Source organism: Vibrio sp. Vb1729, from assembly GCF_033338655.1.
In the GTDB taxonomy this organism is placed as follows: domain Bacteria; phylum Pseudomonadota; class Gammaproteobacteria; order Enterobacterales; family Vibrionaceae; genus Vibrio; species Vibrio alginolyticus.
Genome location: NZ_JAWOTB010000047.1, coordinates 230,050 through 246,683, shown reverse-complemented (window position 1 = coordinate 246,683; position 16,634 = coordinate 230,050). Strand labels below are relative to the sequence as shown.

The 16,634-nt window shown below is 43.2% G+C and carries 19 protein-coding genes; 13 read left to right on the top strand and 6 right to left on the bottom strand.

Annotation, left to right across the window (positions count from 1 at the left end):
• Window positions 1-161: 161 nt before the first annotated feature.
• Entirely contained in the window at window positions 162-1,361 is a 1,200-nt protein-coding gene (gene coaBC, locus R7E29_RS19290; protein ID WP_005384780.1) for a bifunctional phosphopantothenoylcysteine decarboxylase/phosphopantothenate--cysteine ligase CoaBC, read from the bottom strand.
• 193 nt (window positions 1,362-1,554) lie between these two features.
• Between coaBC and R7E29_RS19285 the strand changes: the two genes are divergently transcribed.
• From R7E29_RS19285 to mutM, 6 genes are all read left to right on the top strand, one after another.
• Window positions 1,555-3,228, top strand: coding sequence for a methyl-accepting chemotaxis protein (locus tag R7E29_RS19285; RefSeq protein WP_318082912.1), 1,674 nt, complete (start codon window positions 1,555-1,557; stop codon window positions 3,226-3,228).
• Between the two features lie 114 nt (window positions 3,229-3,342).
• The gene (radC, locus tag R7E29_RS19280; protein ID WP_169644320.1) at window positions 3,343-4,017 is read left to right on the top strand and encodes a RadC family protein; all 675 of its coding nucleotides are present in this window, start codon (window positions 3,343-3,345) and stop codon (window positions 4,015-4,017) included.
• A 303-nt stretch (window positions 4,018-4,320) separates the two neighbouring features.
• A complete protein-coding gene (gene rpmB / locus R7E29_RS19275; RefSeq protein ID WP_005384783.1) occupies window positions 4,321-4,557 on the top strand; it encodes a 50S ribosomal protein L28 in 237 nt (78 codons plus the stop codon).
• Window positions 4,558-4,570: 13 nt separating this feature from the next.
• Window positions 4,571-4,741 (top strand): 50S ribosomal protein L33, encoded by a 171-nt coding sequence (rpmG, locus tag R7E29_RS19270; RefSeq protein WP_004410866.1) that lies wholly within the window; start codon window positions 4,571-4,573, stop codon window positions 4,739-4,741.
• Between the two features lie 272 nt (window positions 4,742-5,013).
• Complete coding sequence (locus tag R7E29_RS19265; RefSeq protein WP_025998646.1) at window positions 5,014-5,490, top strand: hypothetical protein; 477 nt, start codon at window positions 5,014-5,016, stop codon at window positions 5,488-5,490.
• A 101-nt stretch (window positions 5,491-5,591) separates the two neighbouring features.
• Complete coding sequence (gene mutM / locus R7E29_RS19260; protein ID WP_213913748.1) at window positions 5,592-6,401, top strand: bifunctional DNA-formamidopyrimidine glycosylase/DNA-(apurinic or apyrimidinic site) lyase; 810 nt, start codon at window positions 5,592-5,594, stop codon at window positions 6,399-6,401.
• Window positions 6,402-6,419: 18 nt separating this feature from the next.
• Here mutM and R7E29_RS19255 read toward each other — a convergent pair whose 3' ends face one another.
• From R7E29_RS19255 to R7E29_RS19235, 5 genes are read right to left on the bottom strand one after another with little or no spacing between them, the layout of a single operon-like run.
• Entirely contained in the window at window positions 6,420-7,343 is a 924-nt protein-coding gene (locus R7E29_RS19255; protein ID WP_140367261.1) for a glycosyl transferase family 90, read from the bottom strand.
• Complete coding sequence (coaD, locus tag R7E29_RS19250; RefSeq protein ID WP_074191918.1) at window positions 7,340-7,819, bottom strand: pantetheine-phosphate adenylyltransferase; 480 nt, start codon at window positions 7,817-7,819, stop codon at window positions 7,340-7,342. The genes R7E29_RS19255 and coaD overlap by 4 nt, the downstream gene beginning before the upstream one ends.
• Entirely contained in the window at window positions 7,816-8,847 is a 1,032-nt protein-coding gene (locus R7E29_RS19245; RefSeq protein WP_205391083.1) for a glycosyltransferase family 4 protein, read from the bottom strand. Before R7E29_RS19245 ends, coaD begins: the two co-directional genes overlap by 4 nt.
• Before the next feature lies 1 nt (window position 8,848).
• Window positions 8,849-9,631 (bottom strand): glycosyltransferase family 2 protein, encoded by a 783-nt coding sequence (locus R7E29_RS19240; RefSeq protein ID WP_318082905.1) that lies wholly within the window; start codon window positions 9,629-9,631, stop codon window positions 8,849-8,851.
• A 35-nt stretch (window positions 9,632-9,666) separates the two neighbouring features.
• Complete coding sequence (locus R7E29_RS19235) at window positions 9,667-10,722, bottom strand: glycosyltransferase family 9 protein (protein WP_213972964.1); 1,056 nt, start codon at window positions 10,720-10,722, stop codon at window positions 9,667-9,669.
• Window positions 10,723-10,829: 107 nt separating this feature from the next.
• Here R7E29_RS19235 and R7E29_RS19230 point away from each other — a divergent pair, with 107 nt between their 5' ends.
• The 7 genes from R7E29_RS19230 to R7E29_RS19200 all read left to right on the top strand — a co-directional run bounded on the left by R7E29_RS19230 (window position 10,830) and on the right by R7E29_RS19200 (window position 16,634).
• The gene (locus R7E29_RS19230) at window positions 10,830-11,237 is read left to right on the top strand and encodes a diacylglycerol kinase (RefSeq protein ID WP_005395798.1); all 408 of its coding nucleotides are present in this window, start codon (window positions 10,830-10,832) and stop codon (window positions 11,235-11,237) included.
• Window positions 11,238-11,248: 11 nt separating this feature from the next.
• A complete protein-coding gene (locus R7E29_RS19225; protein ID WP_005379425.1) occupies window positions 11,249-11,959 on the top strand; it encodes a 3-deoxy-D-manno-octulosonic acid kinase in 711 nt (236 codons plus the stop codon).
• A 144-nt stretch (window positions 11,960-12,103) separates the two neighbouring features.
• Complete coding sequence (gene rfbB / locus R7E29_RS19220) at window positions 12,104-13,168, top strand: dTDP-glucose 4,6-dehydratase (RefSeq protein ID WP_267922930.1); 1,065 nt, start codon at window positions 12,104-12,106, stop codon at window positions 13,166-13,168.
• Window positions 13,168-14,052 carry a glucose-1-phosphate thymidylyltransferase RfbA gene (rfbA, locus tag R7E29_RS19215; protein ID WP_104968981.1) on the top strand — a complete coding sequence of 295 codons (885 nt, stop codon included), beginning with the start codon at window positions 13,168-13,170 and terminating at the stop codon, window positions 14,050-14,052. The genes rfbB and rfbA overlap by 1 nt, the downstream gene beginning before the upstream one ends.
• Entirely contained in the window at window positions 14,042-15,124 is a 1,083-nt protein-coding gene (locus R7E29_RS19210; RefSeq protein ID WP_258459875.1) for a DegT/DnrJ/EryC1/StrS family aminotransferase, read from the top strand. The genes rfbA and R7E29_RS19210 overlap by 11 nt, the downstream gene beginning before the upstream one ends.
• A gap of 21 nt (window positions 15,125-15,145) precedes the next feature.
• Entirely contained in the window at window positions 15,146-15,832 is a 687-nt protein-coding gene (locus tag R7E29_RS19205) for a WbqC family protein (protein ID WP_318082897.1), read from the top strand.
• A 1-nt stretch (window position 15,833) separates the two neighbouring features.
• Window positions 15,834-16,634: a sulfotransferase gene (locus R7E29_RS19200; protein WP_318082894.1), complete on the top strand. Its 801-nt coding sequence runs from the start codon at window positions 15,834-15,836 to the stop codon at window positions 16,632-16,634.

Here is a 16,634-nt window from a genome sequence, read left to right as displayed (position 1 = left end):
CTTTCAAAATACAAAGTTGAGCGGAGGGGATTATAAGACGCTATTTCGCCTCAAACTAGATCACTAAGGGTGGAATGGGAGATTTAACACCCTTAGTTGTCATTTTTTTACCAAATTTATGCCAGCTTTTGTAAAAAATTGGCAGGGTTTTCAAACGTTAGTTACATCAATTGATGCATTTTTTCGAGAATTTTAAAGCTCAATGCTTCTTTTGATTCTAAAGCGAGCGCAAGTTCACCTTCAGGCCAGTAAAGGGTAATTGCGTTGTCGTTGCTGTTAAATCCTTGCCCTGCAACCGAAACGTCGTTTGCACAGATCATATCGAGGTTTTTCTTCGTTAACTTGCCTCGAGCATAGGTCTCTACATCATTGGTTTCAGCCGCAAAACCGACGGTAAACGGACGCTTCTCCGTCATTGCTGCCACAGATGCAACAATATCAGGATTTTTAACCATATTAATGACCATTTCGTCGTTGTCTTCTGTCTTTTTCAACTTTTGAGACGCGATCGTTTGTGGGCGGTAGTCGGCAACGGCAGCGCAGCTAATAAAGGCATCATGCTGGTTTGCATGTGTCATAACGGCTTCGTGCATCTCTTGTGCACTGGAAACATTTATGCGCTCAACACCTACGGGCGTATTTAAACTGACAGGACCGCTCACGAGGGTGACTTTTGCTCCCATCTGCGCTGCGGCGCTCGCCAATGCATAGCCCATTTTCCCGGAGCTATGGTTTGTAATGTAACGCACTGGATCAATCGCTTCGCGAGTTGGTCCGGCGGTAATGAGTATCGACCTACCTTCTAGCAATTTTGGTTGAAAGAACTGTTCACATAGATGTACTAGCTGCATTGGTTCCAGCATTCGACCTGGTCCCACATCACCACAGGCTTGCTCTCCTGCCGCAGGGCCCCAGATGTGCATACCACGACGCGCTAACGTAGCGATGTTCTCTTGGGTTGCGATATTGCGATACATCTGTTGATTCATCGCAGGAGAAACAGCAACAGGGGAATCCGTCGCGAGCACGAGCGTAGTAAGTAAATCGTTCCCCATGCCTGCGGACATGCGCGCGATTAAGTCCGCGGTCGCGGGCGCTAATAGCACTAAATCTGCCCATTTGGCCAATTCAATATGGCCCATAGAGGCTTCCGCTGCTGGGTCTAGTAAACTGTCCGAGACAGGACGGCCCGAAACGGCTTGCATGGTTAAAGGGGTAATGAACTCTTTTGCGGCTTTCGTCATTACAACTTGAACTTGCGCTCCTCTCTCTATGAGGCGACGGGTTAGCTCCGCACATTTATACGCGGCAATACCGCCACTGATGCCGAGTAGAATTTTCTTTCCTGCTAGTGTTTGCATGTGAGATCTCCAATTTGATGACCGGATTTTAACACAATTCAAAGTCTGACCGCCCGAGCATATATAACGAGAAGATAATTCACATCAAACTCCAGAGTATTAATCTGACCGAGGAAGGGAAAATTCTCGCCTACCTCACAGACAAGTTGCGCGGAGTTTGCAAGTCTGAAAAGAAAAAGAGGTAGTGGAAACCATGGTGTTGAAAAGTCGAAACAAATTGCTGCTGATAACCCTAATTCCGCTGTTGTTGATCACCACGTTGATCTCAGTGGTGTATTACATCAACAGCAGTAAAAGTTTGGAAGCAGAGCTGGCAAGAGACAGGCAAGAGCTCATCGAAACGAAAAAGAAAGAGTTACAAGCCTATATGATGATGGGCGTGACGGCGATAAAACCGTTATACGACGCGGATGTAAATGGAAGTAATAAAGATGCAGCAAAAGAAATTCTGAAAGCCATGCGCTTTGAAAGCGATGGCTACTTTTTTGCCTACGACTCTCAAGGTGTGAATACGTTGCACGCCATCAAACCTGCATTAGAGGGTAAAAACCTTTACGACTTAAAAGATAAAAATGGGGTCGCAGTTATTGCGGGCTTGATTGATGCTTCTCAAAAAGGGGATGGGTTCCTCTATTTCTCGTGGCACAAACCGACCATTGACGCACAAGCGCCTAAGTTGGGCTATGCAGAATATCTATCGAAATGGGACTGGGTTTTAGGTACTGGCGTTTATATTGATGACATCGACCAGCAAGTTGCGATGCACAGAGAGTTAAAGACTCAAGAGCTAAAAGAGCATACATTATCTGCCGTGTTGATTTCTGTTATTGGATTGATCATTACCAGTGTTCTCACAAGTATCGTGGTGTCTAAAGGTATTCAGCCATTACAACATGTCGCGGCTTCATTAAAAGATGTTGCCGCAGGCGGCGGTGACTTAACGGCTCGTTTAAAAGTCGAAAGTCAGGATGAAGTCGGTGAAGTGGCGGCCGCGTTTAATGAGTTTATGGATAAGCTGCACCCACTGATGCAGGACATTCATCGCTCTGCGACGACAGTACAGACCGTTTCCCAAAGCCTGAACACTCAGACCAGCCAAGCGAGCGGTCAAATGCAGGATCACTGTTTAGAGACGGACAAAGTCGTGACGGCAGTGACGCAAATGAGCATGACTGCCAAAGAAGTAGCCAGCAATACTAATGCGACCGCGCAGGCAATTGACGATGCCAACAGTCAAGTCACCGCCGCTCAGCATGAGGTCGAGCAAGCAATAGAAGGCATTACCGAACTCGTGACGGAGATAGACAGCACGTCAGATGCAATTTCTGAGTTGAGTTTACAGACCGAAAAAATAACCAAAGTGCTGGATGTGATTGGCGAGATAGCCGAGCAAACGAATTTGTTGGCCCTAAATGCGGCGATTGAAGCGGCTAGAGCCGGTGAGCAAGGTCGAGGGTTTGCCGTCGTTGCGGATGAAGTGCGCTCGTTAGCCAGTCGTACGCAAAATAGTACTCATGAAATTGGCGACATGCTCAAGCAGCTACAAAATGGTGTATCAAGAGCGGTCAGTACGATGTCGGTGAGCCAAAAACGAGGTGTCAAAACGGCGGAAGAATCTGCGCTCATTCAGCAATCTCTTTCTGGTGTTCATCATTCTATCGGAACAATTCGAGATATGGGTATTCAAACCGCGTCTGCCGCAGAAGAACAAAGCGCGGTTGCAGAAGACATCAACCAAAACTTAGTGGCTATTCAACAGATCGTGAACAACATTAATGAGACGTTGCAGCATGCCGAGTCAACCAGCACGCAGCTATCACAGTCTGGAACAGAAATTCACGGCTTGGTTGGCAACTTTAAACTCTGATGAACTGTTAAGTTGCATGGAAAACACTGATAGTACGAAGAAAGCGAAAGTCATACTCGACTTTCGCTTTTTGTTTTGTGGAATAGGGACACTTTCCATATAAAGAGACATCAGATGATACTGAAAGCTTTGCCAAATGAGTCCATGCCCAGAGAGAAACTACTGCAACGAGGGCCGCAAGCTTTGACCGATGCTGAGCTACTGGCCATCTTCTTGCGCACAGGCACCCGCGGAATGAACGTGATTGAGCTCGCAGACTTCCTTATTCAAGACTTTGGTTCGCTCAGACAACTATTTTCAGCATCAGAAGAAGAGTTTTGTCGTCACAAAGGATTGGGGCAAGCCAAGTATGTTCAATTGCAAGCGGTACTAGAAATGACGCAGCGCTATTTAGCGGAAACGCTAAAGCGTGGTGACGCCTTAACCAGCTCCGACCAAACTAAGTTATATCTGTCTTCTATTTTAAGGGATCGGCAAAGAGAGGCTTTTTATATTCTTTTTCTCGATAACCAGCACCGAGTGATAAAAGATGAAATTTTATTTGAAGGAACGTTGGATGCCGCGTCGGTTTATCCGAGAGAAGTCGTCAAGCGTGCTCTGCATCATAACGCGGCGGCTTTGATTCTAGCGCACAATCATCCTTCAGGCGTCGCTGAGCCGAGCCAAGCTGACAGAAGGATTACAAGGCGTCTCACCGACGCATTAGCATTGGTGGATATTCGTATTTTGGACCATTTCGTCATCGGAGATGGGGAAAGTGTCTCTTTTGCTGAAAGAGGCTGGATATAACTGTGCGTTTTTTAGGTTGTTAGTTGCTAAAAATCTGCTATCATCCACGCCACTAAATTTTTAACTGAATTCAGCTTGGACTGCTAAAAAAATCTGCTGTCTAAAAAAAAGATCACGAAAACCTGTAAAAAGGATCTGTTCGGGTCTTGAGCAATGCATATCAAGTTAGTATAATGCGCGACCTTTGATAGCCTTGTATGGATTTTCCATAGCGGTTCTTAACCTCTAACTTCTTTTCGAGAGATAGAGAGGTTCGGCCACCAAGGTTGATATCGAGCTGAAACGATTTTGGAGAAGACATTCATGTCACGAGTATGCCAAGTAACTGGTAAGCGTCCAGTAACGGGTAACAACCGTTCACACGCACGAAATGCTACTAAGCGTCGTTTTCTGCCGAACCTACAAACTCATCGTTTCTGGGTAGAGAGCGAAAAACGTTTTGTTAAACTACGTCTATCTGCTAAAGGTATGCGCATCATCGACAAGAAAGGTATTGATACTGTTCTTGCAGACATGCGTGCACGTGGCGAAAACGTTTAAGAGGAAATAAGCAATGGCAAAGAAAGGCGTTCGTGAGAAAATCCGTCTAGTATCTTCTGCAGGTACAGGCCACTTCTACACAACTGATAAGAACAAGCGTAACATGCCAGGCAAATTTGAGATCAAAAAGTTTGATCCAGTAGTTCGCCAGCACGTTATGTACAAAGAAGCAAAAATCAAATAATTGGTTTCAGTCTCTTTGATGAATTGAAAAACCCAACTTTCGAGTTGGGTTTTTTATTACGTGAATAAAAGTGCTGAAGAAAAGGTTCAGTACGTCATCGGGTTATAAGGCACTGCTGAAGTTATTCTACTGGTCCGACTCTATACTCGAATTTTTGATTGATCGCCTCTGCCGCTTAGTCACCACTCCCTACACACTTGCACACCGTTGTTCTAGTCAAGCTCAATACTCTTTGGTAATTTACTCATAACGATAAGAGAGTAGAGATGGTTATGCGTGTGAGTCCGGCTCGTCGCCGCCGATGGAACAATATTCTTATTCTGGGCATTATTGCATTTATAGTGATCTTAAATGCGCCAATGTGGATCAAAACTTACCTATTAACAGATCAAGCAGACCCTTACCCAAATGTACTTCGCTCCGACTATACGGTGGAGTCTTTGTACTATAGTGGCTGGGAGTTCGAGCTGCATGATGGACGGTGGCAATCCAACATCAAAGTTGATGCACCGATCAGTGAACTTGTATCACGCTGGCAATCATTGGAAGGGACCGAACTTACCTCAGAACAGTACGATCATTTAAAACCTAACCTGGCGGTACCTGAAACGGTAGAAGTTTGGTATCAGGATCTCGAAGAGCCGCAGCGGGTGACTTTCTTTCGTTTACCTGATTTTTGGCTATTTAAAACCTGGCAAGACAAATGGGTCGCTATCTCCGTCGATGAAAACTACCTTATGCCAGAGTAGAGCCTTTTTGCGCCTATCCCCTAATAAGCTTCCCTATTTATCGTTTTTCTTTTCGATTATGCTAGCAGCGAGAACTATTAGCCGGTGAATTGGAGAATCTAATGCCTGAGTTGCCAGAAGTTGAAGTCAGCCGTATGGGGATTAGCCCCCACATGGTTGGACAAACGATCCAGTCGTTTACTTTTCGAACGCCTAAATTGCGCTGGGATATTCCTACAGAGCTTAAAAAATTGGAAGGGCAGGTGATCCGTGCGATTAGTCGTCGTGCGAAATACTTACTGATCGAGACAAACACAGGTACAGCCATTGTTCATTTGGGCATGTCGGGGTCTTTACGTGTTCTAGACGCCGACTTTCCGCCAGCAAAGCACGATCATGTGGATCTCAAACTAAGCAGTGGAAAAATACTGCGCTATAACGATCCGCGTCGTTTTGGGGCATGGCTGTGGTGTGCTCCTGGTGAGTCCCATGCTGTACTAGCAAACATGGGGCCTGAGCCTTTAACTGAAGAGTTCAATGCGGAATATGTAGTAGAGAAAGCTAAAAATAAGCGTGTTGCCGTCAAGCAGTTCATCATGGACAACAAAGTCGTGGTTGGTGTAGGAAATATCTACGCGAATGAGTCGTTGTTTAAATCTCGAATTCACCCTTCAAGGCCTGCAGGTAAGCTAACTTCTCAAGAGTGGGGGTTACTTGTTGAAAATATCAAAATGACACTTGAGATTGCCATTACGCAAGGTGGGACTACGCTGAAAGACTTTGCGCAAGCCGATGGAAAGCCGGGTTACTTTGCACAAGAGTTATTAGTTTACGGAAAAGCCGGAGAGCCATGCCCAGAATGCGGCGAACGACTTCAAGAGCTAAAAATAGGGCAGCGTAATACCTTCTTTTGTGGTGAGTGTCAGAAGTGAAATATGGATTAGGGCAAATTACATTTGCCCTGATTTTTCAAAGTACTTCTTTGCCACTAATAGAGAGATTAATTTTTCTCGCTGAGGGTTTTTAAACTGTTCTACCCATTCGTGCGCATTATGGATGATGGCTTCTGCCTCTTCAGGATGAGCGATGTAGTATTCCATTTTCTCTATCAAATCAGAGTAATCGGCTTTCACCTCTACATAGTGAACACCTGCTTGCAAGCGGCCTTCCATAAACCAAGTCTCATACCTAGGCTTGGACATTATTACCAGTGAGTTTGAAGACATCGCCCACTTGAGGTTAGTCGCAACATCATTGCCTTCGATGGCGAGCAAAAACTTGTAATTAAGCTGTTCTTCAATCGACATAAATCCTTTTTCCCAAGGATCGCCGTTGACTGGCTGTGTCTGACCAATGTTACATTGAGGGTGGTTATAGAACTGCTCAATCACTTTTTTACGGTGTGGTTGGTATCCAACACCACGCCAAGCCGCCATGTTTTTCTTGCTTCTAAATGACAGTTTATCAGTAACAAACTGGAAGTGACGAATCTCATTTAACTTTAGTAAGACGGAGTTTTGATTGTCTTCCCCAATCGGTCGACTTTTAAGAAAGGATGGGTATTCTGGTACATAACGAATATCACCGTTCAAAAACTGGAAAAAGTATTGAGCTGGGAAGGACTTAACTACTTTGTGTAGGTCGAAGTAGTATGTTGTACCGCCTGTCTTTTTGTAGCCGCCAACACGTGTCGACTCGTTTTCAGGAAGTTCAAATGACTCGTTAACCTTGTTGTAGTAGTCTACTCGCTCTTGGATATAGGAATCCATCGGGTATTTATCGATAAGACGACGAGCTGATTTACTTCTAATGGAGTTAGGTACTAAGACTTGCAGACCATTTGAAGCGTAATACTTAAATTTCCTGAAACTCATTGTGCTACCTTTGTATTGATAGCGATATAAACACATTCAGGTACAAATTGCTTCACATCTCCACCATGAATGGCAACTTCACGAACAATAGTGGAAGAAAGGAAGGCGTATTCGTCGGCTGGAGTAAGGAACACGCTTTCCATGCCTGGCAACAGTTTGCGATACATGCTGGTAAGGCCGAACTCGTATTCAAAGTCTACCGTTGTTCTCAGGCCGCGTACCAATACGTTTGCTTCTTGCTCTCTGGCAAAATCAACAAGTAGACCACTAAAACCGGCTGTCGATACATTACTTAAATGTGCTGTTGATTCTTCAACCAGTTTTACGCGTTCTTCTAGGCTAAAAAGCGTATTTTTAGAAGGGCTTGCCGCGACACCAATAACAATTTGATCAAACATGTCTGCAGCACGAGTGATGATATCAAGGTGACCATTTGTGATTGGATCGAAAGTACCTGGGTATATGACTTTTTTCATCGTAAAACTGTCTCGTAAATGTCTACGTATTGATTAGCAGTGTAGTTGATATCAAACAATTTCAATTTCTCTTGCCCCTGAGCGATGAAGTGTTGCTTCAATTCATCATCTTGGGAAACCTTTACTATTGCATCTGCCAGTTCTTGTGAATTACCTGGCTCAACCAGTAATCCATTTGAGTTGTGGTCGATGATGTCAGGAATGCCTCCTGCGTTGGTACCAATAACAGGTAAACCAGAGCCCATACCTTCCAAAATGACAGAACCAAGCCCTTCGGTATACGATGGGTGTACTTGTAAGTCTGCCGCTGCAAACCAATCACCCATGTTGTTCTGTTTACCTTCAAAGCTAATGTTAGTCAGACCTTCTGCTTGTGCTTCAAGCGTTTGTCGCTCTGGACCATCGCCCAATAAACAGATGTGAGCAGAGGGCGCAATGTCTTTTAGTAGCCTTGCCGCTTCGATAGTGACATTGAAGCCTTTATGTTTGAGCATGTTTGCGGCATGAATCACCAAAAACTTACCCGTAAAGCGCTCTCTTAGGGCTTTAACTGCTTGTTTATCTACAGAGTATACCACCGGGGAGCTTGGTATTTTGTAAGTGGTAGACGTTGGGTAAGCGTCTTTGACTCTCTGAACTATGGCTGTGCTTAAGCCAACTACAGCACTCGCTTTCGTGTAGGCTAAATTTGCCAGCCACTTTTTCTTTAGAGGGTTATCTATACGGCGCGTGACGATATAAGGCTTACCATAAAGCATGTGCTGAATGAGAGCCCAATAAATTGCGCGTCCTTCATGAACATGAATGATTGAACAATTTTGAGTTACAGCTTTAGAGTGTGCCTTGGTAAAGTGAGTCGCCAGCACTAGCTTAACGTTCAGTTTACGGATGGCATCGGCAAAAGGGCTTTTAGGGTTAGCGACTACCGTAAGGTTATAACCCAATTTGACTTGTTGCTGGATGAGTTGAAGGGTTTGGTTTTCTCCTCCATGGTAGCCAGAAGCCAAATTCACATGGCAAATATTCATATTATTGCTCTTTATTGTGTTTTTTCACGTAGTCACGCAGCCACAGATCGGCATAACGGGTAAAAGTGGTGTTTGCGCTTAACACGGCTAGCAAAAATCCGTGTCGTCCATCTAAGAAGCCACGCTTGATGATATACATTTTAAAGAATCGAAAAAAACCGTGCGTAAATGCACTAAGTAGAGAGGCGGTTTTTTTTCCTTCTCTCTGGTCAGCCCAAGACTGCATATACAACTGAGTCTTGCGGGTATATTCACCTAGCCTTTCGTAGGTAAAATGCTTGAGACGCCCGTTCAATGACACGATGTTAAATCCATTTGGAATGACCACGCTTTCGTGCACCAATGCATCGTTGTATTGAGTTTGTGAAGTTTTATACAAACGGACTACCCAGTCAGGAGACCAGCCAGAGTGACGAATTTCTTTGGCAAAGGCAGTGGTTAGACGATTAACTTGGTAGATGTTTTTGTCTTTGTGCTGACTGATAGCATTCAGTATGTCTTGACGCAGTTCGCCAGTTACGCGCTCATCAGCATCTAGCCAAAGAACGAAATCGGACTCGATATAAGTTTGAGCAAGTTGGCGCTGTTTGCCGAACCCCTGCCAGTCTAAGTTAGAGTAAAACTTATCTGTGTATTGCCTTGCGATGGATTCAGTATTATCCGTACTGCCAGAATCTAGGATGACAATCTCATCGACCCAATCTATCACAGTGTCTAGACAAGCTTGTAAGTGCTTCTCTTCATTTTTTACAATTAAGGCAACGGCTAAGGTTGGTTTGGACAAGGTCATTTCCTTCTTAACAAATCAAGACAGTAAGTTTACTGGTATTGAGGATACAAATCTTCTAAGACTTGATCGAACATGCTCATTACTTGAGTGCTGGTAATGCGGTTCATTGCCGTTTCATCTTTAGCGCGAGTTCGCCAGCTTAACTCGTGACTGTTTTTACCTGTTTCCGCAAAGATCGTTTCTTCATACACTGAGACAACGTATTTTAGATAACGGTAAGGTCCCACTCGCAGCGGATTATGGTGTGCATAGAGCCCGATGATTGGCGTTTTCATGGCATTCGCCATGTGTGCTGGTCCGGTATCGGGGGCGATGACCATTTCAACCTTATCTATTAACGCAAGCATTTGCAGAATTGAACTTTGTCCAACTAAATTTAGACACGGTTCTTCCAAGCGAGATTGAATGGCTTCTGCCAGATCCAATTCTACCTGAGCAGGGCTACCTGCCAGAATCACGTTCCAGCCTTTTGTTCTGGCGTGATGAATCACATCCACATAACCTTCCGCGTTCCAGTTTTTATAAGCTTTGCTCGCACCAGGCACAATCAGCAGGTTAGGTTTACTACGAGAAATATGAGACTCTGCCCAAGCTTGGTCGTGGTCTGAATAAGAAAGTACCCAGTCTAGTTCTGCCTTTGGTACCCCAATTTGATGGGCAAAGGCCATTAAGCCATCTGCGACATGCAGAGATTGCGGGGAAGGCACTTTGACATTGGTAAATAGTGTTTGAAAGTCCTGGCTTCTATCAGAAGAGAAACCAAGTTTGTATTTTGCTTTAATGCCCAACGTTGCGACACTCGCTCGAATCGCGTACTGCATATGCAATAGCGCATCAAACTCTCTGCCTTTCAGCTGTCGCCAAAGTGATTTGTAGCCATCAAGTCCCGCTTTTTTATCAAAAACAATTACTTCTACACCATCGATGGCGGCTAATAACTGGGCTTCAAGTTTACCCGTTATCCAAGTAATCTGGGTCGAAGGCCAGTGTTTCTGAATAGCTTGAATGGTGGCGATAGTATTGCAAACGTCTCCGATAGCGGACAAGCGCAAGACGCATAGTGACGATGGGGCAGAAGTGAACATAATTATTGTCTGATTCGATGAATAGAGGCAGGTAAATTATGCAGACATCCCCAATAAATGTAAAATACACGGCTCGAATATAGCTAAGTACTGATAAGTGTTCTGCAATGTCAAAGACAACACCACATCAATCGCAAGAATCTGGCAAGCCGGGTAATACCGGACTAAAGCGCATCGTTAAAGCGACGGGTTATTCGATCCAAGGATTAAAAGCGGCTTTTAAGCATGAAGCTGCCATTCGACAAGAGTTGGCTCTGTTGAGTATTGCTGTGATTTTGGCTTGGCTAGTGGATGTTGGCATGGTTGAGCGTATCTTAATGATCGGGGTCGTGGTATTAGTCTTGATTGTAGAGCTTGTAAACTCAGCGATTGAGGCGGTAGTGGATCGTATCGGTATTGAACGGCATGAACTCAGTGGTCGAGCTAAAGATATAGGCTCTGCTGCCGTTATGGTTGCTTTGGCGTTTGCTGCATTTACTTGGTTGTATATATTAGCCAGCCGGTATTTAGGCTAGAGGGTGAGCGTATGACTCAACAGTATAAAAACAACAACCAAGTGATCTGGTTTGATGACGAGATCATTACAGATCCTAGCCAACCGATATTTGATGCGGAATACTGGCAGTCCTCCGACAAGGTGGTTGGCAGTGCGACGGGGCGAGGCACGACATGGTTTATCCAACTAGAGAACATGCAAGCGGCACTACGTCATTACCGTCGTGGCGGTTTGTTTGGGAAGTTAGTTAACGATCATTATTGGTTCTCTGGCTGGGATAACACCCGTTGTGCGCAAGAGTTTCAGCTTTTGTTGGCGCTAATTGAGGCTGGGGTGCACGTTCCTCGTCCTATTGCAGCAAGAGCCGTAAAGTCAGGACTCTTCTATCAAGCTGATTTATTAAGTGAGCGAATCCCAAACGCCAGAGATCTGGTTAGTATCTTGCAAGAACAGTCTTTATCGGTAGAAATGTATCAGAAAATAGGGCAAGAAATTGCCAAGATGCATCAGGTTGGCGTTAACCATACCGATTTGAATATCCACAATATCTTGATCGACGACAAAGATAAGGTATGGATTATCGATTTTGATAAGTGTCGTTTTGAAACTTCTGGTGACTGGAAGCATCAAAATCTAAATAGACTTCTGCGTTCATTTAATAAAGAGCGTTTAAAGCGACAGATTATTTGGCAAGAATCCGATTTTGAACATTTTCAGGACGGTTATGCTTCTCAATCTTAATTGAGTTTTTTATCATTTTATATTGATTGCTCTAAGTAAGCCTTCTTGAGTCTAACGATGCTCGAGTGAGTCTATAAACTACAATAATCATAAAGTATTCATGTGTATCTGATGGCACACAAATTAACGTAGGTAACATTTGTAATGAAAATATTAGTAACCGGTGGAGCAGGCTTCATTGGGTCAGCTGTTGTCCGACATATCATTCGTGACACCCAAGATACCGTCATCAATTTAGATAAACTGACCTACGCAGGGAATCTAGAGTCACTGGTTGATGTCTCAGAGAGTGAACGTTACTACTTCGAGCAAGTGGATATCTGTGACCGAACTGAACTAGACCGCGTGTTTTCAGAGCATCAACCCGATATGGTGATGCATTTAGCGGCTGAGTCGCATGTCGATCGCTCTATTGATGGTCCTGCTGCTTTTATTGAGACCAACGTCATGGGCACTTACCATCTTCTTGAAGCGGCGCGTCAATATTGGTCAAGCCTTAAGGAAGCGAACAAATCGGCGTTTCGTTTTCATCATATTTCTACGGATGAAGTGTATGGCGATCTAGAGGGAACGGATGATTTGTTCACCGAAACCACCTCATACGCGCCGAGCAGCCCATATTCTGCATCTAAAGCTTCGAGCGATCACCTGGTTCGCGCTTGGCAACGGACTTATGGCTTACCAACACTTATCACTAATTGCTCCAACAACTATGGTCCGTACCACTTCCCAGAGAAGTTGATCCCTCTGATGATTTTAAATGCCCTCGATGGCAAGCCGTTGCCTGTGTATGGTGATGGTATGCAGATCCGGGATTGGCTGTTTGTGGAAGACCATGCTCGCGCGCTGTACAAAGTGGTCAACGAAGGTGAAGTCGGTGAAACCTACAACATCGGTGGTCATAACGAAAAAGCCAACATCGAAGTAGTGAAAACCATTTGTGCTTTGCTTGAAGAGCTGCGACCAGACAAGCCGGCAGGTGTTGAGTCTTATGAATCTTTGATCACTTATGTCAAAGATCGTCCTGGTCATGATGTACGTTACGCAATTGATGCCACCAAGATCGCTCAAGAGCTTAACTGGACGCCAGAAGAAACCTTTGAAAGCGGCATTCGTAAAACCGTGGAATGGTACCTAAACAACCCGCAATGGTGGCAACGCGTGCTTGATGGTTCATACAGTTTAGAGCGATTAGGAGCGGGCGAATAATGAAAGGCATTATTTTAGCAGGTGGCTCGGGCACTCGCCTTTACCCTATTACACGCGGTGTCTCTAAGCAGTTACTGCCGGTTTATGACAAACCAATGATTTACTACCCGTTGTCGGTACTCATGCTTGCTGGCATTCGTGAAATCTTGATCATCACCACGCCAGAAGACCAAGAAGGATTTCAGCGCTTGTTAGGGGATGGCTCAGAGTTTGGCATTGAGTTGCAATACGAGATTCAACCAAGTCCAGACGGCTTAGCTCAAGCCTTCATCATTGGTGAAGACTTCATTGGCGATGACTCAGTATGTTTGGTGCTGGGTGACAACATTTTTTATGGACAGGGCTTCTCTCCAAAGTTAAAGAAAGCGGTTGAGACTGCAGAGAGTGGCAATGGGGCTACGGTATTTGGCTACCAAGTGAAAGACCCTGAGCGCTTTGGTGTGGTTGAGTTTGATGCTGACAGAAAAGCTATCTCTATTGAAGAAAAACCAGCTAAGCCAAAGAGCCACTATGCTGTGACGGGGCTGTACTTCTTTGACAACCAAGTCGTGAGTAGAGCTAAGCAAGTCGAGCCATCAGAGCGAGGTGAGCTGGAAATTACCACATTAAATCAAATGTACCTAACAGCAAACGAGCTCAATGTTGAAATGTTAGGGCGTGGTTTTGCCTGGTTAGACACAGGTACTTACGAAAGCTTGCTCGAAGCTGCTCAATTTGTTTCGACGATAGAGAAACGACAAGGTTATAAGATTGCATGTTTGGAAGAAATTGCCTTTAACAATGGTTGGATTAGCAAACAGAAGTTAATGGCGGCAGCTGATGCCCTTAAGAAGAACAATTATGGTATCTACCTATCAAGCATTGTGAGCGAAGATGACAATTAAACTTAACAGTCCATTATCCCCAGACTTAACTAAGCTTTCTAACTATTTATCTCAAGTAAATGAGAGTGGTTGGTATACTAACTTTGGGCCATTGCATGAAAAGCTTACTACACGACTTGAAACGTTTTTGGGTGTTAAAAACTTATTGTTAGTTTCTAATGGTACGCTGGCACTTCAGGTGGCATGTAAAGTTTTAGGAATTGAATCCGCGCTCTCTACACCCTTTAGCTTTGTTGCAACTTCATCAGCGTTGATGTGGCAAGGTATTGATGTGAGCTATTGCGATATCGATTCAAAATCTTATAACTTATCTCCAGATGCTTTGAAAGCAGCTCTTGAAGCAAACTCTCAAGTAGATGGTGTTGTTGCAACACATGTATATGGAAATCCTTGTGAAGTTGAGAGTTTCAAAGAAATTGCAGAACGATATAAGGTCAAGGTTCTATACGATGCTGCTCATGCATTTGGAGTTAAGGTTGGTCAGGAGTCTCTCTTAAACTTTGGCGATGCTAGTACATTGAGTTTTCATGCCACTAAGATATTCCATACAGTCGAAGGTGGTGCAATTGTATTCAAGCGGCATGAAGATTATTTACGTGCGAAAGAGTTCATTAACTTTGGTCTTCAAGCGAATGGACAATTAGGCGAGCCAGGTATTAATGCAAAGTTGAATGAGTACCAATGCGCAGTAGGATTAACACTACTTGATCAGATTGAAGAGGTAATTGAGCATCGATCCAACCTGTTTAGTTTGTACCGGACGCGTTTAGAACCTTATGTTGAATTACCTCTTTGGTTACCCGAAGCGTCTTATAATGGTGCTTACATGCCAATTTTCATTGGAGATAAAGACAAGCAGGAAAGACTACTTGATGCTTTGTCTGCGCATGATATTGAACATCGACGATACTTTACGCCATCCTTAGATGTTGCCTACCCTGATAATCTGAGCTTTGGATGCCCTGTAAGTCAGCAGATATCAAAAGGAATTATTTGTCTACCGCTACATGCTAGTATGTCAGAAAATGATGTTGAAGCTGTATGTAAAGTTTTAGAATTGATACTAAATTAACCATGTGAGAGTTCTTATAATATGAAACTTGCTATTATGCAGCCTTACTTGTTTCCATATCTAGGCTACTATCAGTTAGTTTACAGGTCAGATGTGTTTGTTTTTTATGATGATGTGAACTTTCCTAAGAGAGGGTACGTTAATCGAAATAGTATATTAATGAATGGGAAGGTCACTAGATTTACTGTTCCATTGATAAAAGCGTCTCAAAACAAGCTTATTAATGAAATTTTGTGTCAAGGTGATTTGAGTAAAGTTATTGCAACGATAAGACAAGCTTACTCAAAAGCTCCTTATTTTAATGATGTAATGCCAATTATAGAGAATGTGCTAAGTAGTAGTCTAAATATATCTGAGATGGCGGCCAGTTCTGCAGTAGAAGTCTTTAAATATCTTGATGTTGAACGTGTTTTTGTCCATTCTAGTAGCTTGGAATATAATAGAAATTCGAATGCACAGGATAAATTGATATCAATTTGTAAGCTTTACGAAGCAAGTGAATATATTAACTCTATAGGTGGTTATGAACTATACTCAAAAGATAGTTTTTTAGATGAAGGTATTTCTTTGAAATTTTTAAAAAAGAAACCTATAAGCTATAAACAAGGGTGTGATGAATTTATAGATAACTTGTCTATTATTGATTTACTCATGAATTGCAGTAAGAGTGAAATTAGAAAATTTCTAAACGACGTGGAAATTATATAGTATGAATAAAGTTGCGATCCACTCTGTGCCACGTTCTGGTTCATCTTGGTTAGGTGAAATTATTAATAGTTCCCCTGACGTTAACTATCTATATCAGCCTCTATTTTCTTATGAATTCAAGTCATTTCTAGATGACAATTCTGAAAAAGATGATATTGAAGAGTTCTTTAATAGCATTGCACAAACTAACTCCTCTTTTATTCGTCAAGAAGATGATAGAAAAGAAGGTAAAAAACCTATCTTCGAAAAGAGCAATAAATCGACAGTCGTTGCATACAAGGAAGTTAGATACCATCATATTATAGAGAATATGATCAAAAAATGTCCTGATGTAAAGATTTTAGGCTTGGTTAGAGACCCGAGAGCTGTAATTAGCAGTTGGTACAATGCAAAGCGAGAATTTAGAACCGATTTAGGCTGGCTTTTGGAAGAAGAGTTGATCTATGCAGGCAAGAAAAACTTAGAGAAAAAAGAAGAATATTTTGGTCTGTATAAGTGGGCTGAGACTACAAAGTTATTTGAAAAACTTTCTCAGCTGTATCCAGATAACTTTAAACTTGTGCACTATAGTGCTCTACTAGAAGACCCTCTAGAACAAGTTGAAGATATATTCGATTTTCTAGGACTAGAGCTTACCTCACAAACTAAGTCATTTCTTATGTCAAAAAAGAAGGTTGATACTACCTACTCTGTATTCAAAAATAAGGATAAAGACATAAGCTGGCAAAATAGCCTTGATACAGACATTGTAAGTCGTATAGAGGATTTTGTTAAAGAGAGTAAGTTGGAACACTACTTGTAG